This is a genomic window from bacterium, from assembly GCA_016708315.1.
In the GTDB taxonomy this organism is placed as follows: Bacteria; Zixibacteria; MSB-5A5; order CAIYYT01; family CAIYYT01; genus JADJGC01.
On the sequence record JADJGC010000023.1, the window covers coordinates 707,660 to 732,177 of the forward strand.

At 50.6% G+C, this 24,518-nt stretch carries 24 protein-coding genes; 6 read left to right on the forward strand and 18 right to left on the reverse strand.

All coding sequences use genetic code 11. From position 1 onward, the window contains the following. Positions 1-282: 282 nt before the first annotated feature. The 3 genes from IPH59_15375 to IPH59_15385 all read right to left on the reverse strand — a co-directional run bounded on the left by IPH59_15375 (position 283) and on the right by IPH59_15385 (position 3,190). A complete protein-coding gene (locus tag IPH59_15375) occupies positions 283-2,115 on the reverse strand; it encodes a hypothetical protein (protein MBK7093072.1) in 1,833 nt (610 codons plus the stop codon). 144 nt (positions 2,116-2,259) lie between these two features. Beyond that, entirely contained in the window at positions 2,260-2,544 is a 285-nt protein-coding gene (locus tag IPH59_15380) for a hypothetical protein (GenBank protein ID MBK7093073.1), read from the reverse strand. After that, entirely contained in the window at positions 2,507-3,190 is a 684-nt protein-coding gene (locus IPH59_15385) for a hypothetical protein (protein ID MBK7093074.1), read from the reverse strand. Before IPH59_15385 ends, IPH59_15380 begins: the two co-directional genes overlap by 38 nt. A gap of 52 nt (positions 3,191-3,242) precedes the next feature. Between IPH59_15385 and IPH59_15390 the strand changes: the two genes are divergently transcribed. Beyond that, positions 3,243-4,415, forward strand: a complete 1,173-nt coding sequence (locus tag IPH59_15390) for a glycosyltransferase family 4 protein (protein MBK7093075.1) — start codon at positions 3,243-3,245, stop codon at positions 4,413-4,415. Here IPH59_15390 and IPH59_15395 read toward each other — a convergent pair whose 3' ends face one another. The 3 genes from IPH59_15395 to IPH59_15405 all read right to left on the reverse strand — a co-directional run bounded on the left by IPH59_15395 (position 4,416) and on the right by IPH59_15405 (position 7,048). After that, complete coding sequence (locus tag IPH59_15395; GenBank protein ID MBK7093076.1) at positions 4,416-5,132, reverse strand: SH3 domain-containing protein; 717 nt, start codon at positions 5,130-5,132, stop codon at positions 4,416-4,418. It abuts the gene before it with no gap. A 112-nt stretch (positions 5,133-5,244) separates the two neighbouring features. Next, complete coding sequence (locus tag IPH59_15400) at positions 5,245-6,156, reverse strand: hypothetical protein (protein ID MBK7093077.1); 912 nt, start codon at positions 6,154-6,156, stop codon at positions 5,245-5,247. Then, positions 6,113-7,048 carry a hypothetical protein gene (locus tag IPH59_15405; protein MBK7093078.1) on the reverse strand — a complete coding sequence of 312 codons (936 nt, stop codon included), beginning with the start codon at positions 7,046-7,048 and terminating at the stop codon, positions 6,113-6,115. Before IPH59_15405 ends, IPH59_15400 begins: the two co-directional genes overlap by 44 nt. Positions 7,049-7,287: 239 nt before the next feature. Between IPH59_15405 and IPH59_15410 the strand changes: the two genes are divergently transcribed. From IPH59_15410 to IPH59_15430, 5 genes are all read left to right on the forward strand, one after another. Further along, entirely contained in the window at positions 7,288-8,619 is a 1,332-nt protein-coding gene (locus IPH59_15410; GenBank protein ID MBK7093079.1) for an insulinase family protein, read from the forward strand. 9 nt (positions 8,620-8,628) lie between these two features. Then, a complete protein-coding gene (locus IPH59_15415; protein MBK7093080.1) occupies positions 8,629-10,176 on the forward strand; it encodes an insulinase family protein in 1,548 nt (515 codons plus the stop codon). Continuing rightward, a complete protein-coding gene (locus IPH59_15420; protein ID MBK7093081.1) occupies positions 10,173-11,015 on the forward strand; it encodes a class I SAM-dependent methyltransferase in 843 nt (280 codons plus the stop codon). The genes IPH59_15415 and IPH59_15420 overlap by 4 nt, the downstream gene beginning before the upstream one ends. 352 nt (positions 11,016-11,367) lie before the next feature. Continuing rightward, positions 11,368-12,843, forward strand: coding sequence for a glycosyltransferase family 39 protein (locus tag IPH59_15425; GenBank protein MBK7093082.1), 1,476 nt, complete (start codon positions 11,368-11,370; stop codon positions 12,841-12,843). Beyond that, the gene (locus tag IPH59_15430; protein ID MBK7093083.1) at positions 12,821-14,227 is read left to right on the forward strand and encodes a hypothetical protein; all 1,407 of its coding nucleotides are present in this window, start codon (positions 12,821-12,823) and stop codon (positions 14,225-14,227) included. The genes IPH59_15425 and IPH59_15430 overlap by 23 nt, the downstream gene beginning before the upstream one ends. 106 nt (positions 14,228-14,333) lie before the next feature. On the opposite strand, the gene IPH59_15435 is transcribed toward IPH59_15430, so the two are convergent. The 12 genes from IPH59_15435 to IPH59_15490 all read right to left on the reverse strand — a co-directional run bounded on the left by IPH59_15435 (position 14,334) and on the right by IPH59_15490 (position 24,398). Then, positions 14,334-14,903, reverse strand: coding sequence for a periplasmic heavy metal sensor (locus IPH59_15435; protein MBK7093084.1), 570 nt, complete (start codon positions 14,901-14,903; stop codon positions 14,334-14,336). A gap of 27 nt (positions 14,904-14,930) precedes the next feature. Continuing rightward, on the reverse strand, positions 14,931-15,422 hold the full coding sequence (locus IPH59_15440) for a periplasmic heavy metal sensor (GenBank protein ID MBK7093085.1): 492 nt from the start codon (positions 15,420-15,422) through the stop codon (positions 14,931-14,933). Next, positions 15,419-15,886: a zf-HC2 domain-containing protein gene (locus IPH59_15445; GenBank protein ID MBK7093086.1), complete on the reverse strand. Its 468-nt coding sequence runs from the start codon at positions 15,884-15,886 to the stop codon at positions 15,419-15,421. Before IPH59_15445 ends, IPH59_15440 begins: the two co-directional genes overlap by 4 nt. Before the next feature lie 44 nt (positions 15,887-15,930). Continuing rightward, on the reverse strand, positions 15,931-16,554 hold the full coding sequence (locus IPH59_15450) for an RNA polymerase sigma factor (protein ID MBK7093087.1): 624 nt from the start codon (positions 16,552-16,554) through the stop codon (positions 15,931-15,933). Positions 16,555-16,603: 49 nt separating this feature from the next. Then, positions 16,604-17,284, reverse strand: coding sequence for a metal-dependent hydrolase (locus tag IPH59_15455; GenBank protein ID MBK7093088.1), 681 nt, complete (start codon positions 17,282-17,284; stop codon positions 16,604-16,606). Positions 17,285-17,544: 260 nt separating this feature from the next. Beyond that, positions 17,545-19,239, reverse strand: coding sequence for a hypothetical protein (locus tag IPH59_15460; protein ID MBK7093089.1), 1,695 nt, complete (start codon positions 19,237-19,239; stop codon positions 17,545-17,547). 145 nt (positions 19,240-19,384) lie between these two features. Further along, a complete protein-coding gene (locus IPH59_15465) occupies positions 19,385-19,660 on the reverse strand; it encodes a hypothetical protein (protein MBK7093090.1) in 276 nt (91 codons plus the stop codon). Next, a complete protein-coding gene (locus IPH59_15470; GenBank protein MBK7093091.1) occupies positions 19,657-21,156 on the reverse strand; it encodes a hypothetical protein in 1,500 nt (499 codons plus the stop codon). Before IPH59_15470 ends, IPH59_15465 begins: the two co-directional genes overlap by 4 nt. A gap of 17 nt (positions 21,157-21,173) precedes the next feature. After that, positions 21,174-22,274 (reverse strand): tRNA 2-thiouridine(34) synthase MnmA, encoded by a 1,101-nt coding sequence (gene mnmA, locus IPH59_15475; GenBank protein ID MBK7093092.1) that lies wholly within the window; start codon positions 22,272-22,274, stop codon positions 21,174-21,176. A gap of 15 nt (positions 22,275-22,289) precedes the next feature. Continuing rightward, positions 22,290-23,453: a cysteine desulfurase gene (locus IPH59_15480; protein MBK7093093.1), complete on the reverse strand. Its 1,164-nt coding sequence runs from the start codon at positions 23,451-23,453 to the stop codon at positions 22,290-22,292. Further along, positions 23,428-23,889 carry an Rrf2 family transcriptional regulator gene (locus tag IPH59_15485; protein ID MBK7093094.1) on the reverse strand — a complete coding sequence of 154 codons (462 nt, stop codon included), beginning with the start codon at positions 23,887-23,889 and terminating at the stop codon, positions 23,428-23,430. Before IPH59_15485 ends, IPH59_15480 begins: the two co-directional genes overlap by 26 nt. 266 nt (positions 23,890-24,155) lie before the next feature. Continuing rightward, on the reverse strand, positions 24,156-24,398 hold the full coding sequence (locus IPH59_15490) for a hypothetical protein (protein MBK7093095.1): 243 nt from the start codon (positions 24,396-24,398) through the stop codon (positions 24,156-24,158). Between the last annotated feature and the right edge of the window lie 120 nt (positions 24,399-24,518).

A 24,518-nucleotide genomic window follows, 5' to 3' on the forward strand; every position in this document is an offset into this window, starting at 1 on the left:
CAACATCTTCGGGGCGGTTCGCGGTTCCAACGATACCGTTGACAGTATGGATTACCTCGAGAAACTCCGGGGTCGAGTTTACCATGTATCGAATTGTCTTGAGGACTCCAAATGGAGTCACTGCCGCTTGACTCAGAACTTGCGTCATAGATACATTCCTAGCCACCATTTATGGATTTGTACATAGTAGGTTTATCGGCAGAAGTAATAGAATCGTTAGGAATCAGCGAAGCGTCCCGACAGCAACAACTCACCATAAACTGCTGCTGTGTAAAGCGTTACCTACTCGGCGCGCATAACGGAAATTCCCCAATACTGAGGATTCCTTGGTTTTGTTGCGTTCCAGTTTCCGAATGAGTGTGATCCATCCGAAACGTAGTGCAGTCGATAGGTCCCGGCGTCGAGATAGATTTGCGTGTCGGCAATTCGATTCTTGTCAGCGCCACCGGCAGAACTTGTTTTGCGGTAGGTCATTTCCCATACGATGTCGCGGGTCTGTAGGTTTTCTATCCAACCGTAGTCGTACATGTCATCGTCTGAGCCCTCGCCCATCGCGACTACGTGGACACGGGTGGGTTTGTCCAATGTAAACGAAGTGGTTTCGTCGGCATCATCGCCAACCCGGACAATTCTTGCCAAAACGTCTTTCGACTCAGCCTCCTCCTGAAGTTCTGATATCAACGAACGATCGAAAGAGCTGTTGGCAGCGAACAATGTAACACCGTAATTCTTTTGGTCATAAGGCGCCCCGGCATTCCACGCGCCGTAGGCGTGTGAATCGTCTGTGACATACCCCAAGACATAATCGCCTTTTGGAAGAGTCACGACTTCATCAGCCAGGCGGTTCTTCTTGGCTCCGCCGGCTGACTCCGTATTACGCTCCTGCATTAGCCAGAATGGTCTTGAGTCACCGAGTCTTTCGATCCACGCATAATCAGCAAAATCGCCGCTGCCTGAACTGTACTCACCAAGGGCATAGACCCGAACATCGCAATCTTGTTTGACGCGAAAGGGCTTCACCTCCATGAAGTCGTCGCCCGCACGAACGATCGAAAGCAGAGCCATTTGCGAAGTCGTTTCTCGATAAGTCGAGACCGACGCCAAATCGCTCTTGGCGACAGCGGTTACACGTACACCGTAAGCTTCAGGATTGTAGGGCGGTGGGCAGTTCCAATCATCATAGCCGTGTGAATCGTCAGTTACGTAGTAGAGTAGATAGTTACCCTTGTCCAAACGGAAGGTCCGGCGCGCCATCTTGTTTTTCTCGCCGCCGCCTGCCCAGCGAAGATGCTCGTCTGACATCGACCATTCGCGCTTTCTTGTGTCAGCATTGACGATCCAGCCATAATCGGCGTAGGAATCGCTCCAGTCGGGAATCTCGCCGATGCATTGGACCTCAATGTCCATCGGCTTAGCGAGCGAGAATCCCACAGAAGTATATTGCTCGTGATCAGGATGAAGTATTTCGGCTATAACGCGGTCAGAAGTAAAGGAACATGTAGTGCTGCGGATATCATTGTTGTCGCCGCTGATTTCCAGCCGATACTCGGCAAGCAGCTCTTCCATCTCATGAGACCAATCACTATCGATAGTCACATTCCAATTATTTTCCTTTAACTGCTTCTCAAGCTTGGCCAGATCTTCCGCCTTATTGCCAAGCTCCTTTTTTACATCCTCGAGTGCTTGTTTAAATTGATCCCAATCGAGTGAGAAATTCACCCCGTCCCAGCTGTTGACTGGTCCTGCGTAGTAGTAGACCTGATATTGGCCCGGTTCAAGCTCAAGATTTCGGTCATATTCACGCAGCCGGTCATCGGCTTCGGCTTCATCGGTATTGCTGTCATCCATGATCCATACTGGCTCAAGGTTCCCAGCCGGAATTATCCACGCGTATGCAGACAGGTATTGATCATTGCTGGAAGCTGCGCCAATTGCACTAATATGTATTGAGGTTGGTTTCTTGACTTCAAATCCCTTGCAGTACAGCTCTCCCTTTCGAAAATCGCGCACCTTGACAAATTGGACGCTTTCAGCTGATACCGTTACTGCTAAAGCAAGAACGACCAGCGCCGCCGGGGCGATTCCGAAAATGCTGACTGTACTTCTAATTCTCACAATTTGTGTCCTTCCACAGCGAATCGTTTTGACATCCGCCACCCGGATATAATTACGAATTGCGGCACTATAAGTTTCATCGAGAGGATGCATTTGATACGATAGAATCTACATCAATACTGTCTCAAGCTGAAACTGTCATAGCTATGTCACGGCTCGAAATCGGCCAAAATCGATATCGTCAACCGAGCTATTTTCTGCCCGGAACGTTGCGACATCGACAGCAATCCTTGCCGCCTTCATTATCGTTAACCCTGCAGACGATGCCGACAAAAATGCCGCCGCGAACACATCGCCACATCCGGTAGTATCGATTACCTTGCTTCGAGTTTTCGGTTCAACCCGTCGCGAGACAATTCGAGAGCCTCGTCGGCAACTCGCGATACAGCCGTCACTTCCAAGTGTTACCAGGAAGCGCTTTCGCTGTATCGGCCATTTCTTCGGTCATGAATCGACGGCAATTTTCGGAGGATGGCGTCAGGCTCGATAGCAGCCGAAACTCAAGTTCATTCATCTGCAGATAATCTGCGCACCGAACTGTATCCCGCCAATCCTTTGGTCGCCGAAGGTAGCGCGTACCATCGGCGTGGCGACCGAGAGTGCGCGAGTGGAAGTCTATGTATATTTGTGCTGTCGATTCGCTGCGGAGCCAAGCTAGATTCGAAGTTGAAATGTCACTTCCGGAAATGAAGTTGACCAAGATGTAGTCCGAGTCAACAGCACTTCGCAACTGACTCCGGCTCACACCACCTACCCAGCCAGATAGTTTTTCTGTCTTATTGGAAGCATCTTGATACTTGAGCAGACAATGATTGTTCTGAGCATTTACTGTTCGAAGTGCGAATGGTTGTAACTGCGGCAATTTCTGCAGAATTGCTCGAATTTTCTTGTCGTGATCGCGACCGATATTCGCAACCGGCACGATGATCAGCCTATCCCCTCCCAACCGCGACAGAACAATCAAGTTATAGAGTATTCCACCGTATCCCTGCGAGCGCGATCCATCGGGGCGAACAACTGTGTCGCGGTTGATTGTGCCGATTACGGAAATCTTTCGAACTCGCTTCGTTGACATCAATCAAATCTAATCAATATCAAGACCGGGAGCAACGTCTTGGAAGATTGACTTGGCTCGTGCGAATCGATATCATATGACGATTATGAAAATCGGATTCGATGCAAAACGGGCGGTCTTCAACATGACCGGCCTGGGCAACTACTCGCGAACACTGATCAGGACGCTGGCTGTCCAATACCCGCAAGATGTATTCAAGTTGTATTCTCCCGGGCTGAGTGAAAATCCTCGACTGGATTTCCTCAAGAACACCCCAAACGCGACAATCTCGGTTCCGAAAGGGATCTATGCTGGAACACTTAGCGGCATTTGGAGGTCGTTCGGAGTTTGCAGTGATATTAAGCGCGATAAAATTGACGTTTTCCACGGGCTCAGCAACGAACTGCCGTTTGGCATAGGTCGAATCAGAACTTCGAAGATCGTCACGGTTCATGACCTGATCTTCAAGCGTTACCCGCAGTATTATCCGGGCCTGGACCGCCGAATCTATGACATCAAGACTCGCTACGCCTGCCGCGTGGCGGATGCTATTGTCGCAGTTAGTGAACAAACCAAAAGCGACATCGTGGAATTCTACAAGACGGATCCAAAGAAGATTGTCGTCATCTACCAAAACTGCGATCAGAGTTTTTCGCAGTCTGTTGGCGAAAACGAAAAGTCCGCAGTGCGTTCGCGCTACAATTTTCCCTCGCAATTCGTCCTCTACGTTGGTTCGATTGAAGAGCGCAAAAATCTCCTCGGGCTGGTCAAGGCAATCGCCGCCCTTAGGAAAACACACGACTTGTTTCTGGTCGCGCTTGGACGCGGCACTGCTTATCAAAAAGAAGTTGAACGATTCGTGGAATCCTCCGGCATGAGCGACCGCATTCAGATCAGATCCGACGTCGCCTTCTCTGACTTTCCCGCAATCTACCAGATGGCGCAAGCATTGGTATATCCTTCGCATTTTGAACGCTTCGGCAATCCGATACTTGAGGCACTATGGAGCAAAACGCCGGTAATAACGTCAGAAGGCGGCTGTTTCAACGAAGCCGGTGGTCCGGCGAGTATCTATGTTAATTCAAAAAACTCAGAAGAAATCGCCGAGGCCTTGCGAAAAGTCCTCGGCGATTCAAATTTGCGGGCTAAGATGATATCCGGGGGCTACACACACGCCCAGAAATTCCGTGAAGAGACTGTCGCTCGCCAAATGATGGATCTATACAAGAGCCTTCAAGGGCGATAGTTACTGCGCAGCCTTAAACTCAGCTTTGCCTGCTGCCAGTTGAACTCGGCCAAGTTCCTTTGCTGCAGCATCACGGAAGACGATGACCGCCGATTTCGGGTCATATCCGCATTTCTTGAGGCAATCGTTCCAATAGTTGAATGCTGATACCGCAGTCTTGCGCTGGTCTTCAGCCGCGAGGGAGTTCCATTCATCAGCAGATACCGTCATTGCAGCAGAAGGGGATTCCCCATCAATGCCGGCAACGCCCGAAATGATCTTAAGCGCCGGATCGACGCGACTGGCGTCAAATTTGAATCTCGTCCACGGATCGACATAACGCTCGGTAGTCAGGAGCGTCTCATAAACATGAGCGGTTCGGCCATCGGCAAGTTGCACTTTCCACCACTTGTCCGTCAACTCGACAAGTTTGACTTCGGTGCCGCGCGGCAATTGCGCCACCACATCTGACGTCGTACTGGGTTTGCTGCGGACATTAATTAGATCCTTAATCACCCATCCGGATGACGACTGCTCTTCCGCTGCGGCGGCTGCATCGGAAGCCGCACCGGCAGCCGCATCAGACTGCTTTGCCGCATCCTGTGCCTTGACTTCCTCGTTAACGGGCGGAAGCGTCGATTCAGTTTTCTTCCCACAACCGACGAGGGTCGCAATCAGCATCAGACTTGATAGACCCACGATGATCAGGCGGCGCGACAATTCGGATTTCTTATTCATACTCACTCTGTTGCCTCCTTGGTATGACAGTGTAATGTTATTCACGAATATTGATCAGTTTGGGCGGGCTGTCAAGTCCAATTCAGACGTACGTGAGAACCGTCCGATTTTCTCAGTATTTGCCAATTGTGGACTTCCAGCGTCGATGCGTCCAGAGCCACTGCCCGGGATAACGTCTGACAGCATCGCCAAGATGTGCAGAGAAGGCACCGAGTAGCCGGCTTATCTCCTCTTCTCGTGGAGCGCTTCGATTCGGTTCGACAATAGCCGGAATTGTTAGATTCAGTTTCTCGCCATTGCGAATTAGAAATATGGGTACCAAAGGCGCATTATAATGGTAGCTGAAAGATGCAATTCCGCGATGATATGATGCCGGTGTACCCATGAAGTCGACAATCACTCCCTCGGTTCCGGCATCCTGGTCAGCTACCAAGAGAATCGGGGCGCCGTTTTTGAGAGCACGCGGAAGTTCTCTCGCTGCAGCATGGCTATGGATGATGGTGTTATTCTCCATTTGGGCAATGCGCAACTGGTTGATATAGCGGTCTACCAGCTTGTTGCTCTGTTCCTGCGCAACGAAGCGGCACTCTTTGAATTCGCGACCGATGTGCTGGCCGAGGATCTCCCAATTCCCGATATGACCAGTCGCAAACACGACTGGACGACCAGTAGACAATATGGTCCTAATCGCTTCAAGTTGAGAAAGTGCATGTGGCGGTGTATTGATCCGCGCCAATGCCGATTTGGCGTCCGCTACATCGAAGGCGTTGTTTGCAATGTTTTGATAGACTGCACGAATAATCGGCTTGAACTCGGCGGGAGTCGACTCGGAAAACACCAGATTCAGATTTCGACGGGCTACTTCGACACGACTTGTCGTAAGTAATCGTGCGGCACCAGCAAGAAAGCCGGCAAAGGGTTTCTTTAATCTGTCCGGCGTTAAGTTGACAAGCAGGTGAAAGGCGCGGACAAACAAATACTCAATAACGTGTTGAATCTTCTTCAGAGTCTTTCCATGGCTCATCGTCCGATCCGGAATAGTCAAAGTCGGTGCTTTGGTACTTTTCTTCTTCTTTCCAGCGATCAATAGCCGTCTTCTTGCGCTTGCGAATGACAATCCACCCGAAAACGACAATCAAAGCAAGTATGATCCAGAGTCCCGACATGTCGGAGATTATAGCAAACAACGTGTAATTGTCCGACAGGAATTTGCGATAGTCGGACTCGAATCGCCAGAACGAAACTCCGAAAGTGTTGTGAAACGCCTCGCTCATATTCTGACCGGCAGAAAAGGCGTCCAGCAGGTCGAGAAATGCCAATTCGCCGTAGCGAGTGAATATGAAATTGACTACTAAATAACTCTGCGCATACGCCAGATTCGCTTCGCCCTGATGAAACCGATTCACGTCATCAATATCGCGTAACGGCAGGATTGACTTCGTTATCTGCGCGGAAGCAACAGTGGTGACGTGGGCAAATGTCCACTCACCGGCAAACCACGAGGCAAATCCTTCATCGATAAATCTGGGGAGACGCGCCGTATTGACCTTCCGACTCAAAGCGATGTGCGCCAGCTCATGTTGCAGTAGGTCTGCCGTGTTGCCGGGATAGCGATTCATCATTGGCTGACGCAGAATGATCAGGTTACGCGAAGGTATTGCCGCGCCTGCGCCCCATTCGGGGATCTTGCCGCCGGCCAGGGCGTCGAACTCCTCCTGGCTTTGGACTATTGCAATGTCAATCGTGTCATTGAAGGATATACCCAGCATTTTGGCAAGTCGCAAAGCCGCGACCTCCAGAACCAGGCGCATTTCCTTGTCTTGCGAATCAACAGCCGGCGTGAACCGGAAGGTAGCTGCCTGAAGTGATATCGCTGCAGTAAGAACGATCGCGATTAGGAGGGAAATGACTTTCACAAGAATAGTATACGATTCTACCATGAAAAACGAAAGCGGGGCGGCTCACTTTGGGCTCGAAATTCTCGTCAAAACCACGGCTGCCTTTCTTTCAAATCGACGCAGGAGTCCAGAATCTGGCGGCTTGAAGCATCTGAATGGCGGGTTCAAGGGAAAGTGAGCCCATTAATGCTTGACCGACGAGCCGGTACGATTTAGCTTAAGGCAATTATTCTCTTTTATCGAACGGAGCAACGCAGATGCGCCTACTCATGGCAATATTAACCGGTTTACTACTGACAGCTTTCGCTCAGTCAATGGCGGCAGGTTTTGACCTCGCAGTCGACGAAAGCAAACTCAGTAATGGCTTAACAGTGCTGATCGCACCAGACACAACGGCTGTTACAGTCAGCGTCTTCACATTTGTCAATGCCGGTTCGCGCGATGAGGACCGCGCCGGAGTCACCGGGTTGGCGCATGTGTTCGAACACATGATGTTTCGCGGCACGGAGAAGTATCCGATGTTTTCTGATGCCGTTTCTCCGCTGGGCGCCGAAACCAATGCCTGGACGACCAACGACTATACAGCGTACTTCTTGAACGCTGAATCTCGTTTCCTTGACAAGATGCTGGACATCGAATCCGACAGAATCCGCAATTTGATCTTCACTAATGAGACATTTCGCACCGAACTTGGGCCTGTCAAGGAAGAGCGCCGTCGCGGAGTCGTCGATGATCCGGATGGCTTCTTGAGTGTTGAATTGGAGCGGCTCGCCTATACGATTCACACCTACCACCATCCGGTAATTGGCTGGGAAGAAGACCTTGAACAAAACATGACGTCAGACGACGGACTTGAATTCAAGAATCGTCATTACGTGCCCAACAATTGCATTTTGGTGATATCCGGCAATGTTGTCGTCGAAGAGACCAAGAAGTTGGTCGAGAAATACTACGGCGACTGGAAGCAGGGTGAAGCATACACGTCACTTGTGCTGCCCGAGCCTGCACAAACAGGCGAGCGAACTAAGAGCTTCACCTGGAAGGATGACGAGGTTTCGCCGCTGATGAGAATCGCGTTCCATTTGCCATCCACCAAACAAGATCTGGAAAGCCTTGCGGCGATCAACCTGATCAATGAGGTGCTCTTCTCCAACTCCGGACGGCTCACCCGATTGCTGAAGGATGAACTGTTGCTCGTCGAATCGATTGGCGGAGACGGCGAAATGCGCAAAGACCCCGGCATCGAAGTTATCTCTGCACGATTGCGAAAAGGCGCATCCCTTACGGCCGTGATTGATTCTGTTTACAGTGCCTTGCGCGTCATAAGTTCAACTCCGATTTCTGACGAGGAATTGGATCGCGCCAGGAACAACTCGCGTGCTCGTATGATTTTCGGTCTCAATAGCCCGTCACGTATTGCATCATCATTGGGTGTACACCGGGTTATCAACGACGACTATCGCACTTTGATGAAGCTCTTCGAGTTGTATGCTTCCGTTTCAGCAGAGAAAATACGCAGTCTCGCTTCGGAAGTCTTCGCGCCAACCAATAGAACAGTAGTAACGCTTGTGCCAAAGAGCGGGATTTAAGGAGTGACCATGAGAAAGATCGAAAATGCTTCGAAGAGTAATCTCCGTCGATCCAGCCGTAGTTTTCAGACTGGTTTGGCGCTATTCCTTGCCGTTATCGTCTTGGTATTGGCCGGTTTCTCAATTGGATGCGGTACAGTAGCAGATGATCAGATTGTTGTTCTGAAGAAACCGGGACTGCCGGTGATTTACTACCGGGTCATGATAAATGCCGGTTCGGCGCTTGATCCGGCTGACCAACCGGGATTGGCATACTTTACTGCCAAGCTCCTTGACAAAGGTACGCGAAATCTCTCGAGCGCTGAAATCGATCGCAGACTGAATCAGATTGGCGCTGAAATCAATATCGCCGTGGATAAAGAAGTCGTCGTCATAACCGGAAGAACATTGTCCGAAAACGCCGGTGAATTCTATAGCATCTTTCGCGAAATCTTGACGGAACCGGCATTCCCAGAGGATGAGGTTCGAAAAGCAACCGCGAAGCAGATTGAAGAGATCGGTCGAATTCGCGAAGATGACGCGCTGTTGTCGCAGACCGTATTCGAGAATGCCGCATTCGAGGGCCATCGCTATGGTCATGCAGTGCAAGGTACCGTTGAAGCTGTACGCAATTTCAATCGCCGCGACGCCGTCGAATTCTATCACGCCAACTTCGTCCGCGGCAATGTGCTGGCCGGTATTGGCGGAGATGTGGATGATTCGCTTATCGAACGTTTCAAAACCGACCTCGGGAATTTTCCGGCAGGAAGAGTTCTGCGATCAGATGTCGCTCCTAAACTTGCCAAGACGCCGAAGGTGATTCTGGTCGAGAAGGAAAATCGCACTCAGTCGCATCTGAGAATTGGCCACGTGTTGGAGGACAACCGTACGTCACCGCAGTACTATCCGATGCGATTGCTCGGTTGCTATCTTGGCCAACATCGTGAGATGTTCGGCCGGCTTTTCCGGACTGTCCGCGCTGAAAGAGGCTTGGCCTATGGTGCCTACGCTTACATCGAGCACTTTAGGCCGCTGGGTTGGTCGAAGTTGATGGATAATGGAATTGTCCGCAATGATCAGTATTTCCAGATGTGGACCTACCCCAAAGAGTCGAACTTTGAGTTCTGTATTAAATTGATGTTATCTGAAATGACAAAGCTCACAACCAATCCGCTGGCTGCTGAAGAGATTGATCGCACCAAGGATTACGTTGCCAATAACTTTGCCTTCTTGATGGAGACTCCAGACCGGCAACTCGGGATGCGGCTCGATGAAAAATGGTATAATCTCCCTGAGTTTGTTGACAAGTTCAAGCACAATATCAATCGAGTGCCGCGCAGTGAACTGCAAACTGTGGCGCTTGACAATCTATTTCCTCAAAGTGTGCTGATTGTGGCCGTGGTCTCAAACGGTGAACTCGCCAAACAACAGTTGTTGTCGCTGGACACTGTATTGGAACTGCCTTCAGGCTCGGAAGAGGGTGAACTAAAGTCGATAAACGATGAGATCAAGAGTCTCGACCTGAAGCTCCTGCCGGAAGATATCGTCATCGTCAAGGCATCAGAGCTGTTTAAGTGATCTGTCTGTTCTGCGGTTCACAGCAGGTCGAATCTATCCAGAATGTCAAGAGTCCGCATTTTGACTTCGAGTATGCACTATACGAATGTCGCGGCTGCTCGTCGGCATTTTTTGACCTGCATCAACATGCGGTCGATCTCGAAAAACTCTATGCTGAAGTAGCCGGATCCAAGGCGGAAATCTATGAAGGGACTTTCAAGCAGTCCCGCTATTGGCTACGCGAAACGCAAGTAATAAAGGAGTACGCAAGTTCGCCTCCCAGGTCCGTCCTTGACGTCGGCTGTCGTACCGGTGATTTCTTGATGCACTGGCCCTCCGATATTCTCCGAGTGGGAGTAGAACTTTCGACGCGGTCGGCACAGGTTGCACAATCGCGCGGTTTGGTGATTCATCAGAACTATCTGGAAAAAGTTGAATTCGAGAAGTCGTTTGATGTGGTTACCTGTTATGCGGTGATTGAGCACTTAGAGGTTCCGTCTGCATTTCTTGCAAAGCTGTCGCAATTGGTTAAACCGGGTGGCGTACTTGCGATTATGATTCCAACGAGGGAATGTCTCAAACGCAAGCTAATTGACGCAGTCGGAAAACGCTGGCACATGTACTGTCCACCTCAGCATCTCAACTTCATTAGCAGAAAGCGACTTGATCAGATTCTCGGCGAAAGCGGATTCGAATTGCAGCATAGATTCTTCAAATCCGGCGGAATGTTCAATCCCTTTGGAATGATTCCGGTGGTATCAAAGATGGGTGCCAAGTTAATGGAAGTCGGCGATTGGTACAGCCCGACAAATCGGTTGCCTATCTTCGATCACATGTACAGCTACTATCGATTCAGGTAAGTGCGGCGCAGATAAACCGACCGAACGCAGAATTTCACTCTGTCTTTGCTCTTGTTTCAACTTCTGGATTAATTCTGACCCCTTAAAAAAAATCAACGAGGGGAAGCAGTCCTCTCCTACTTCACTGATACACCCAATGGAATCAGTCAAGCGCTTCCCCTGTCGATACACAACTGAGGCGAACCTCATGCACATTATACAACCCAACCGCAAAAACTGCAACAGTTTTTCCGAATTTTATGTGCTGAATTATGGGCAAATCTCGCCCAATTACGACAATCAAGGGCAATTTAGCCCCGTTTACCAGTCGGTTTTCTTGTAAATTGACCGTTAAAATGTATCTTCCCAGTAGATGGCAGACAACAAAATATCCGACATTACCCGGCATCGGCTCACTTTAGCCCTGTGTTTACTGGCTATTTTGGTGCTGATTTTGGCGTTTTGGAGCCGTCAGATACACAATGACGAGGCCTGGATCGGTCAGCAGATCTGGAGTTTGGATCAGACCGGACACATCGAATCTGAGCTTTTTCGAGATTGCCCCCCATTGGACCAAGAGATTGTCGTGTATCATAAGCTATTGGTGTGGAGCGGATTAGGGGCGTCACAGATCGCCGGTTGGGGACTCTATCAACTCCGCAGTATTGCCTTTCTCGCCGGTTTGTTATCGCTGGCAATTCTATTCTGGCAGTTAAGGCAAGGACAGGATCGGGTCTTGAGTTGGAAGGTGGTCGCAATCTTGCTCCTCACTCCGGTATTTTGGCTCCAAATGCTCGAATTCCGCCCAGAGTCGCTCCTCCTGCTATTCGGGGTGTTAAGCTATTTCACTATCGAGAAAGCAAGGCAGACTCAGAATCTTGCCTACTATGCGCTTGCTGGTTTGTTTGCCGGGTTCGCGGGGCTGACTCATGCGTTCGGATTTGTCTTTGTGATTGCCGGATTTGTCGCCTTGCTGATTGACCGCAAGTTGACAGCGGCAGTTTTCGTATTGGTTTTTGGCGTGATCGGGTTTTCTCCTTATGCCTCAGGCTACTTCACCGATCGTGAATTGTTCATAGAACAGACCATTCACAATCCGCTGATGACGACCGCTCTCAGCTTCGACTGGTGGCAACCGCTCGTTAACCTATTGACCGAGCATAAACGAATCTTGCGCAAACCGGAAGTGATCGGACTGACCGTCTTGTTCTTATTATCTCTTCCCTTTGTGCGCGGCGACGTCTGGCGCAAGAACCGCTTCTTGTTCATTTACCTAACTGTCACCGCCATTGTACTTGCAGCTTCGCCGCTGCCGAAGTTCACTCGCTACATGATTCCGATTGTACCGTTCATGGCGATCATTATCGCTCAAGTATCTTTCGCGATTTCAAATCCAATGTCGAATTGGCAACGTCATGCCGCTACGGCGTTCCGAGTATGGTCAGTGCTATTCATAGCTTATGGATGTTTCGCGCTTGTTTATGAAGCCATCCCTAAACAAGTGAATCAAATTGAAGTGAATGCGATAATGGCAAAGGAAATGCAGCCAGCCTCATTGGTAATGGCGCCATTTGACTTTGTCTTCATGCAACAAGGCAACTTCATCATTCAATCATGGTGGGGCGCTGACCGCGCTGCTGGAGGGAATAAGTCGATATCGTTTCTCGAAAGCTACGCTGACTCGCGAGGCGTTGAGCACCTGATCGTTGATCCGGTTATCATGGACGCGTGGAATCTAAGCGAACAGCAGCTTAATGGCGGCTTCACGAAGTATCGCCTTCAGCAATCGTTGCCCGAAGCTCGACGCTATCTATTGAGCAGAATCCATGAACACACCGAACCGCAATAACACCACGGCAGTCTTCGCACTCGTAGCGTTAGCTGTACTCGCGCGAGTTGTCGTGTATTTTGTTACCAACTATCAGGTCGATGATGCGCTGATCACGTTTCGTTATGCCGAGAACCTCGCAGCAGGAAATGGTTTCGTCTATAATATAGGAGAGCGAGTTTGCGGAACAACGACGCCCTTGTTTACTCTTCTGCTCGCAGGTCTTGCCGTATTAGGCATTCCAGTTCCGAGTGCAGCTATCACAATCTCAATCATCTGCGCCGGTGTAACCACATTTGCGCTCGCTCGTTTCGGGCAAGAAAGTTGCGCAGGGCCGGCCGCGTTTCTTCCTGCGATATTGTACTCGCTATATCCGCGCAGTTTGATCAGCGACATCAGCGGACTCGAGACGGCTTTGTTCACGATGTTGATCGTGCTCACATTGTATCAACTAATTCGACGACACTACCAAACAGCAGCCATAGCTGCTGGTGTCGCAGCACTAACGCGCCCCGAGGGAATCGGATTGTTCGCAGTCGTCATGTTCGTCGCATTTGTGGAGCGCGCGCCGCGCATCTGGCGAGCCTTCGCATTACCGATTGCGCTCATCAGCGGCTGGCTCGTTTTCGCTTATTCCTACTTCGGGACAGCGATACCAAATTCACTAAGTGCAAAAGCGGTACTATACCAAAAAGCCGGGACTGATGTTTTCGATCGGGTCGGCGAATTGATGACTCTCGGTCCGGATCTGGGACTAATTGCTTATGGAGTGTTGATTTGCTTAACAATCTGGCTGGCGATGAAGCAAGACCGGATTGCCTGGGTCGCACTCACTGCCATCGGATTGGTGGCAGGTCTGGCGATCTTCTCGCCGAGAATCTTCTATTGGTATGGTGCGCCTGCGCTACCGTTGATTTTTGTAGTTTTCGCGAGATGTAGTGCGATGCTCGGACGGAGATTCAAACTTCAGGGTATCATGCTCTACATTTCGATTGCGATTGCAATTTCCTTGGCGTCCGTTTCATACGCTAAGATTTCCGCGTTGAACAGCGAGATGGCCTGGTACTCATCCAACCACATAGCCGCAGCAGAATACCTGAACGCCCATGTGGACGCCAACGACACCGTGCTCGCGGAAGATATCGGGCACTTTGGTTATCACTTTCGCGGGAAGATAATTGATCGTGATGGTCTGGTCTCGCCGCAAGTCATCGAATACAATCGCAGGAACGAACAGCTGGCATTTGCTGACTCTGTTCGAGCCGATTGGATATTCATTGCGCGGGACTACCCAACCTCGCAGGCAATATTGAATTCGCAGTTGCTTCGCGAACGTTACTTGCAGATTGACTACGACGGTCCCGCTTCGGAGAAGACTCACCTGCTGTATCGCCGACAGCACTAAGATTCAGATATCAACAAAACGCCGGCGGTTCCTACTCGGGGAAACCACCGGCCTATGAAATGGAGCGGTATCTGTGCCCGCTCCACAGGAGGTTAGGTTGACGCTTTTAGAGTCCGCGACCTCTTCCGCCGCCGCGTGGTCCGCGTTCATCGCAGTCCATCCGATTCATTTTCATTCCGCGTTCCATCATCGCCTTGCCATGACCGCCCATCTTACCTCTCATACCCGGCATGCTGTTCCAAATCTCGCGCTGTTCCGGCGTGAGAAGTTGGCGCATTGCAACACGGTGAGCCGCTTTCTTCTTGGCCATGTCGGTCTTCAGCTTGCTGATTTCGTCGATCTTGCTGTTGATTGTGCCGATTGCGGCATCGGATGTAAACAGCTCGTTCAACTCGATCTGCTTGACTTGCAGTTGGGCGCGAATTGGAATCATCTCTTTGCGATGTGTCGAACGCATTTCGTCCATTTTCTTGAGTTGGTCCTTGGTCAGCGCCAGTTCTTCCATCATCGCCTTGCCCGGTCCGTCACCATGGCCGCCGCCGTGTCCCCATCCGCCGGCCCAGACAATATCATCGTCTTCGATTTCCACTTCATCGGCTTCTTGTGCGAAAAGCGGAAGCGCTACTGCCAGTGCCAGGGTTAGCACGGCGATAATTGTTGCGAGTTTCCATTTCATAATTTGCTCCTTTCGAAATTCACTCACCTAACGATCACGATTCATCTTTCGACCGCACATTTGTCTCCGCTCCTGCCAACGGCTGCGCTCCTCAATCATCTTAAGGAGCCGCGCGCGCTGTTCAGGGCGAAACGAATCGCGGTCATTCAGAAACTGCTCCACCATTTGTTTTTGGATGGCGCCCTGCAGTACGCCAATCTTCTCTATCAGTTGAAAAACCCGGGCAGTGTCGGGATCGTCACTTTTCAGTTCATCCATCAATTCGCGGCGATGAATACTCATCTCATCGACAAATGGCGCAACCATGCTGTCGACTTGTTTCCGCGATTCAATCATGATCTTCATCTCTTCCTTCGATAGATTCGGCATCTCTCCCGGCGGCGGACCATCTCCAGGGACAAATGGCATTCTCATTTCGCCCCGTGGTGCTGATACTCGATAATAGATGATTGTCGATATGGCTGCGACGTTTACCGCAAGAAGGAGAATCACCAGATAGACTAATGTGCGGATCTTCATCGGTTCTCCCCTTCGCTCTCGCTCACCTGTTGATAAACTTCAGCGATCGGCTCAGCGGAGGAGGACAAAGCACCGGCATAGTATGAGGCATACTCATCCTCATAAGTCGCCTGCTGTGTTTCCGGCGTCCAGCCGAGGATGACTCCAACGACAATAGCCGTCGCGACACCGAATGCCTGGATAGCAAAGCCGAACAAGGGCCGCCGTTTGGGAAACAGGGTAGGCTGTGACTGACGGCCCTCTTCGAGCTTGTTGAGGGTATTCTGAATTCCGCGCCAGAGAGTTTCCGGTACGGGAAGAACAGTCTCGACTTCAGCTTTGAATAAGGGCTGATACTGCGCGACCAGACTTCGGCAGTCGGCACATTCGCGCAGGTGTTCTGCAACAGCCGCGGAATCTGCCTGATTGAGGTCCCCTTCCAGGATCTCCATCAATCTGCTTTCTATGTCACTACATCTATTCAAGTGTATCCTCCATCATTCGTAATTTGGACATTAGCATCCGCAACTTACTTGCGCTTGTTTTTGAAGCGCTTGAGCATCACTTTCTGCAAGTTCTGCTTGGCCCGGTGCATTAGCGACTCTACCGACGAGAGCGAGAGTTCCATTTCCTCGGAAATTTCCTTATAACTAAGCCCCTCAAGTTTATGCAGCAAATAGATTTCCCGCTGTCGATCCGGAAGCTCCGCCATCAGCGATGCCAGCTGCTCACCGGCTTCCCGGGTCTCCAGTTTCATATCGGGACGCTCGGATTCCGGCGCGGGAAGCTGTTCAGCTAATGAGACTTCTTCGGTATCGATAGACATAATCTGTTTGATTCTACTGAATACGCCGCCGCGTTTGCGGTGGTTGATCGACTTGTTGATTGCGACCCGGTGTAGCCACGTTGAAATCTTGGCATCGCCGCGAACACTCTTGGCTTTCTGCCACAATGTCAGAAACACGTCCTGGGAGATTTCTTCGGCGTCGGCAGCATTGCCAAGCATGCGATAGCATACATTATAGACATAGCTCGAGTGGGAATCGAACAGCGCTTTGAAGGCAGTCCTATCCCCTTGGGCGACCTTGGCTAATAACTCAAGTTCGTTTATGTCTGATTCGCGACGCACCGGTGCGTTCAACATACGAATCATTGGACAGGAGTCAGTACAAAAAACTGGCGGCCGTTCGTTGAGGCGGAAACTACATCGAGAGCGTGTCTCCCGATGTCATTACTACGCACTCTATCCCCTGTGCCCGCACCAGCTTGGCGAAGTCGTTGGGATCCTGCTTGATTGGAGGAAATGTGTTGTAGTGCATCGGCACAACCTGCTTCGGTTTGAGGAATTCCACTGCTTTGGCTGCATCGACTGGCCCCATCGTGTAGTTGTCACCGATCGGAAGCAATGCCAGATCGATGGCATTCATCTCGCCGATCAGCTTCATGTCGAGAAACAGCCCGGTGTCACCGGCATGGTAGATTGTCTTCCCGCCGATGTTCAGCAGGATTCCGGCGGGATTGCCGCCATAACTGATCTCATCGGGAAGCGTCGAGCCGTGATGCGCAATTGTCAGTTTCACCCACCCGAACGGAAAGTTCGCTTTGCCGCCGATATGCAGTGAATGATTCGTGCATCCCTGCCTTGCGGCATAGTCGCCCAACTCGAAATTCGAGATCACCGTCGCGTGGTTGGATTTGGCGAGTTGTTCCGTGTCGCCCCAATGATCGCCGTGCCCGTGCGTCACGATGACAAAGTTTGTATGAATGTCGCTCGCCTTGACTTTCGCAAATGGATTGCCGGTAATGAACGGATCAATGATTAAGTTGTGCTGACCGTCTGATATCTCAAAACAGGAATGCCCATGATAGGTAAGTTTGACCATACGTATACCTCGCTCAAGGATTGTTACTCACAAAGCACTACTCTAAGCGATTCGACCTATGCTGTCAATCACCGAAATCTCAAATGAGGATGGTGTAGACGACCCGCATTGCCCAGTAATGGCGGTATTGATGCTCCCGTGTTTCTGAGCCGCCGTACCAAACAGCATGATCTTCATCTATATATGTTTCGCTGGCTTTGAAATTTACTCTGAAGTGTGTCCCCGGCTGCCATTGAAATTGCGGTTCGACAACCCAAACTTCAACTCTGGAAGTCGCTCCGTAGTTCAGTCTCATCCTCGTAGGAACTTACTTCCTGCTGATAGTAGACATCCAGTCCGAGTTCGACGCCTTCGCATACCCCGAAAGCGCTCGTTTGCGTCACGCTCCACCTGTTGTCAGATTCGCCTTTGAAGAAATTGAAGACATTATTGTCGGAATAGCTCGCTGTCCAACGATGTGTAGGCGGCCTGACTGATAACGAAGCACTCCAGTCACCCGGCTGCATCAATGGACCTAAGAGATAGTCAATGTCACTGACCTTCTCCCAGCCGATCGACTGTCGCTTGTCCGGACTCCAACGAAACGAATAATACGCCAACTGCAAATCGAAACTATGTGTTTGAGTGTGATAGTCTGCCACCACGTTTCCAATCTCATTGCCACCAGTTGCCTCGCGATTCAGCGTAAATCGCAGTTTCAGATCGAGGTTGTATTTCGAAAAATAGGTAGCTTCGCTCCATGCCGCGATTCGGTCAACGCGTGTGAAATATGATCTGACTTCGCGAACGGGACTTCCGACTCGTTCGCGTTCCAACTTCGAGTGGCGACGCTCGAGGTTGAGGGCAAGAGATGAATTCACCCTGAAGGTTCCGGGCGCAAGCCGATGGTTGTAGTATGCGCCGTGATCATCGAGGATTTGCTGAAGAGCAATTGGAGTGTGCTTGGATATCCAAGTGTGCTTTGACGATATCGAATAGATGTCATTGTCAGTAGCGCTAGTGGTCAGCGCTGTGACCGGATTCTCAGTCTTGATTCCATTCCTTGCTTCGGTGACGACCGTTCGGCTATCGTTTAGGTAAGCCAGCATGATACTTGCCCAGTGGTGATTGCTCTGAAGAAACACCGGCTCGATGAATATCTCGCTATTGCGGATCTTAGTCTCTCGCTCTTCTGTCGAGTTCGCCACAAGCGAGTCAAGGTTGCTCGGCTCATACAAATGACTATTGCGGTATACAGGATTGTTGCCATGGTTGTGTTCCAGCCCCCATGTAAGTTGAAGCTTGCGACTAACACCATAGCTTGATACCGCGCGGGCTATCCAGGTTCGCGAATCATTTTCCTCTACAACCTTCTGAAACATATCGCCACCCTGATAGAAATAAAGCATCCCCTGACCGTTCCGCGAGTAATCACTAATGGATGTCTGCAGCCTTACATCAAGACTCCAATTTCCCGGCTGCATGAGAATCCCTGCATCATAATGATAGAGGGAACGTTCGGCATCATACTCGACATCCTTGTGAAGCATTCGCAAGGTTTGGTCCGAGACAAACTGTGATTGTTTGGTGAAATTGAAATTCACTCCATTTCTCGCGAATTCAGATTCATCCTGCCAATCAAGATTATCAGTATTCAATCGCATTCTCGGTCCCAGTCCGACGACTGCGCTCAACTGTGGACGCAAAAACTCCAACTCAAAAACGTTTGACTCGCTAGTCGGACCAAGTACTAACAATGGCCCGAGATTTATGCTCAACGCATCTCCATAGCCGGTTCTGAGACTTGTCGTCAATGTCCCGCGCTCGTCATTGAAGGCGTCATGTATCGACTGTATTTGCGTGCGCCCGATAATCCGCCCATACCAATAGTCAAACGGTATCGAATCGGCTTCGGCTTGCGCGAAGAAGCACAGCGCGAAAGTTAGCCCAATGAGAAATCTTCTCTTGCCGATCATGGCATTCTCCTTTTTGTGTCGAGAGCATGTAGATTCTTATGTCTATAATAATATCGATGTTCGCCGGTGTCAAGGATATGACACCCAATTCCTCGTATCTATTGCGGCAAATCGGAAGGATTTCTATCAGAAAAAGACATCAGTCTTAAGTGCCAGCGACCAATCCCGGGGGAGCCACCCGACCTATGATATTGTGTAATCTCTCGCTGATAGTGATTCTCGAAGAATCCGGCAAGGCGAAGGAAAGCGCTTCACTTGAAGCGAAGCACTCGAGCGTAATAGTCAGCTCTTCAATGTAACTTGAAAACCACGGGTATTCATACTCGGATCGATTCCATCTAATCCGCATTCCCGCCTCCATTCCGCGCACCACGCCCGCCGCAACATCAAGCCCAGTCTCCCAATCGTCCTTCCAGGTCAAGTGCGAACTTCCGGGGAGCCAACCCCAGTCCTTGGTTTCACTCGATTTCTTGTACGGGGCAACACGAAGGCGGAGACTCGCCAGTCGCCGCTTCTGAGCTGCGGTCCCAGCACATAGTCGAAATCGTTTACTTGATCCCAGGAGATGTCGCGATGAAGTTGAGGGTTCCATGTGTACGATTGATATGTCGCGGCAAACTTCGAACGCAGTTGCTGGAACTGCGTGGGATTGGCAAAGTTGAATACGGAATCAGTCTGCGTTCTAAAGGATAGGCCTGCTTCGAAATGCAGGTTTGGCAAAGTATGATAAGTGAGATTTGCGGCTACGCTGATGTCATTCATGTCTCGAACCAAACTGGTGTTGAGCGCAAGGAGCGTAGAGTAGTTGGATTGGAGTTCTGTGACAGACCAGTTTGCAGTAGCCTCAAGAGACCACGTCCCGGCATCAAGTTGGTTGTCGTAATGGCCGGAGAAGTTGTCCAGTATCTTCTGTTGTTCAACTTTTGGAGTCTTACTAAAATAGTTGAATCGCAGATCCAGATCAGCGCCAAACGATTCGTGCATCACTTCGTATCCAGACTCGAACGAAGGCCAATTCTCGTCGCGTTTGTGAGTTTGCACGAATGCATCATGGCGATATTGAAAAGACCCGAGAAACCATGCGCTGGGGCTAAGCAAGTACTGTGCATCAAAAGCGAACCGCGCTTCGTTTCCGGTTCTTTTGTCTGACCTCGTATATACACTTGTGTCTACGAAGTCCTCTCCACTAATCCGGAATTCGAGTACTGACATGTCTTCGTTTCTCGTTGTCCGCTTGTAGTGTCCTGAGATTCCCAGAACGATGTTCTCAGTATAGCCGCGGTGCGCTGTAACGTCCAAGACGTATAGCTTGTCAGAGTCCTGATTCTGAGCTGAGCCAAGCCTGACGAATGGAACCTGAGAACGCTCATAGATCGACTTGTCTCTGCCTTTGAATCGTGCCGTCCCTGACACATAGGTTTGCCCCTTTGTCAGAAATGGTCCCTCAAGGTAGAGGAATGATGACCTCTCCTCATCATATCTTATCCCGCCATCTTGGAGATAGGTCAGCCCTACTTTAACATCCGCAGAGGTCGAATCATACACTTTCCTGCCCGATCTGTAAGTTCTGGTCCATTGCGACCAGTTGTAATCGACAGTTGGTAAATCAATGCGCACTGATTTGGATAGCTGCAGCTTTCCGGAGAAACGCGGCTCAAATGCAGTTGGCGACGCGCTCCAATCGGGCCAAACTCTCAAGAACCTGTTGGCGGCGGCGTCAAAGTCACCTCGATCGCCAATACGATGACTAAACTGCATTATCGAACGATCCCATTCGGTCTCGTTGTACTCAAGTGTCGTCTGGTGTCCACCAATAATCCGCCCATACCAATAGTCAAACGGTATCGACTCTGCTAATAATGTCGTGGAGATAATCAGTGTGAAGATGCCAACCCTTAGAATCCCGCCTGCGAACATAACGCTTCCTTTTGTAATTACGCGATCTTGCCGCCTCCCAGCACGATGTCGTCATCGTAGAAAACGCAACTTTGACCGGGAGTCACCGCGCGTTGCTTATCATGTAGTTTAACTTCTACATTGCCGTTTGTCAAGAGTGTGACGGTGCCCGGCACCGGTTTGTGCAAATAGCGGATGCGCACCAGACACTCAAACGACTCGCCATTTCCGGTCGGGTTTTTCGCCACCCAGTTGACCTCTTTGACCTCGAAGGTCTCAACCAAAAGATCATCCTCGTCGCCGATCACAATCTCATTGTTCGCGGCATCGATCGCGGTGACGAACTTCTTCTCGGTGGTGTTGATCTGAATCCGCTTGCGCTGGCCGATCGTGTAGTGGAAATATCCCTCGTGCGTACCGACGACCTTGCCCTGTGTGTCGCGGATGTTGCCCGGCTTGGCAAGCTCGGGATGTTTCTTCTCGACCAGTCGCGAGTAGTTGTTGTCGGGCACAAAACAAATCTCGCGCGACTCTTCGCGTTCAGCATTGATCAACCCATATTCGCGGCCAAGATCGCGCACTTGCGTCTTGTGCAGATCGCCGAGAGGAAACATTGTCCGCGCCAGCGATTCCTGCTTGAGTCCCCATAGGAAGTACGACTGGTCGCGGGTCGGGTCGATGCCTTTGAGAATCTGGTAGCGGCCATTCGTTTCGTCGTGCTCGATACGCGCATAGTGGCCGGTCGCGAGATAGTCGCAGCCAAGTTGCTTGACTTTGTTCTCGAGCAGTTCCCATTTGATCTTGTAGTTGCAGACGACGCAGGGATTCGGTGTGCGTCCCTGAACATACTCCGAGACAAAGTCGTTGATCACCGTGTCGTGGAAATCCTTGTGCATATTGAGAACATAGTGCGGTATGCCATACTTGAAGCAGACACTGCGGGCATCATCAAACATCTCGAGCGAACAACACCGGCGCGAGACTTGTTTGTCCTCGCCGCCGACCTCGGCGAAGTCCCACAATTTCATCGTCAGTCCGATAACATTGTAGCCTTGAAGTTTCAGCATCACAGCGGCTACCGAGCTGTCGATTCCGCCCGACATGGCAACTGCAACGAGTGTTTTGGAGTTATCGGTCATTGATGATATCGCTTCTTACTTCGCAACATACTGTGGTGACATCTTACGCAGGCGCTCTACAATTGGAGGCAGTGTCTCAAGAAGAAAGTCAATCTCCTCTTCGGTATTGTCTTTGCCAAGAGAGAATCTGATCGCGGAAGACGCTTCCTGTGGAGGAACTCCCATCGCGACGAGAACATGCGACGGTTCGGTAGCGCCGGAAGTACAAGCTGAACCCGATGACACGGCAATTCCCGCCATATCAAGCGATAGAATGATGGCTTCGCCATCAGCACCCGGAAACGTGAAGAACATTGTTCCCTGGTTGCCACGTTTTGGGTCGCCGTGAAGACGCGAATCAGGAATTGTCGAGAGTACTCCACGAGTCAGCTTTTCGGCAAGTATTGAAATTCGTGATGAGATGCTGTCGAGATCCTTCAGGCTATACTCAAGCGCAGTCGCCATTCCTACTGCTCCTGCGACGTTCTCGGTGCCGCCGCGTTTGCCGCGTTCGTGCGCGCCGCCATGAGTGTGCGGCAGAAAACGAGTGCCGACTTTCGCGTACAGAAATCCCACTCCTTTCGGTCCGTAGAACTTGTGCGCTGTGCCGGATGCGAGTCTAACTCCAAGCGCATTCAGGTCGACTGGCATCTTGCCAATAGCTTGTACAGCATCCGTATGGAAGTACACATTCCGTTCATTGGCGATGTTCGCCAACTTTGCGATATCCTGCAACGTCCCGGTTTCATTATTCGCCATGATGATCGAGACGAGAGTCGTGTCGTTGCGAATTGACGAACTCAATTGGTCGGCATCGACGTAGCCCTGCGAGTCCACATCGAGATAGGTAACTTCGTAATCGTGCTTTTCGAGATACTTGCACGGTTCAAGCACTGCCTGATGTTCCGTCTTTGTCGTGATGATATGACGGCCCTTGTGAGCGAGTGCTTCGGCGACACCCTTGATGGCGATATTGTTCGACTCTGTAGCTCCGGATGTGAAATACAATTCTTCCGGTCGACAGCCAAGCAACGACGCAAGCTTTTCGCGCGATTGCTCCAGACCAGCACGTGCCGACTGACCAACCGAATGCACCGATGAGGCATTGCCGTAGTTGTCGCGCAGATACGGCATCATTGCATCAAGAACACGAGGATCGAGAGGCGTGGTGCTGTTATGATCGAAGTAGATTCGCTTCACTGTCGTGCGCCTGCACTTGTTCGATCAGGCCGGTTTCAATATTCTTGAGATCTTGCAGAGAGGTCTTGTGTAGCTTGCTGTTGACATCGTTTTCCAAATCGGACCAAAAGCGACGGGACGCACAAATGTCCTTCTTCTCGCATTCTTCCTCGTGGTCCGGATGGTGACACTGGCTGAACTTTACGGGACCGTCAAGTATAGCAATGATCTCGCCTACCGAGATTGTCTCAGCAGGTCGTGAAAGCAGGTATCCACCCTGGGCGCCCCGTTTGGCGCGAACGATTCCGGCTCGTTTGAGTTTGTTAAAAATCTGCTCCAAGTATGGGAGCGAAATATCTTCTAATTTGGAGATATGGGCAGTTGAGAGCGGACCGTTGGCTTTTACAATCGCCAAAAGCGCTCTTACGCCATATCGTCCTCGTGTCGAAATTGCCAATTCGGTCTCCTATTAATTGAAAGGCAGAATAACAATCCTTAGCGAATCTGTCAAGATTGCCTTTGCTCTGTAAGGTAATACGTTTCCCAGCATGTGAATTGTGGCTATACAATAGAGAAGCGGTCCGTCGGGGGCGGACCGCTTCTCGCCGAATCGGGCATTCGGCTTCGTGTGGGAGAGTGGAGTTTAGGACGCGATTTATCGGATCGGGCGGGTCGACGGTTTGCTCGAGGCCCATGGCCATCCGCCGACCCTATCCCAAGCGTTCACTTCTTGGCCACCTGAGAACGCTCTTCAATCATTTCCAAAAGGCTTTGCGCCCTGCAACTGAATTTATCTACCGGCACCGACAGGTGCTTATCGAGATAAAATTCATGCGCTTTAGAAACCGCTTCGAGTGCTAACTGGCGTGCATATTCCATTTCATTGTTCATGAACTTCTTGTACGCCAACTGGTAAAGGGAATTGTGCTGTTCAAGCGGATTCATCATAATCTCAGTTTCCATCATATCCTTCGCTCTAACTGTCGAAAGCGGGAGAAGGCGGTTCAAAAAAAGAGCAGAATGAATTCAGCGACATTTTTCTCTTTCATGGGCCTTTATGGTACTATAACTTGGCGCCCTTGGAAT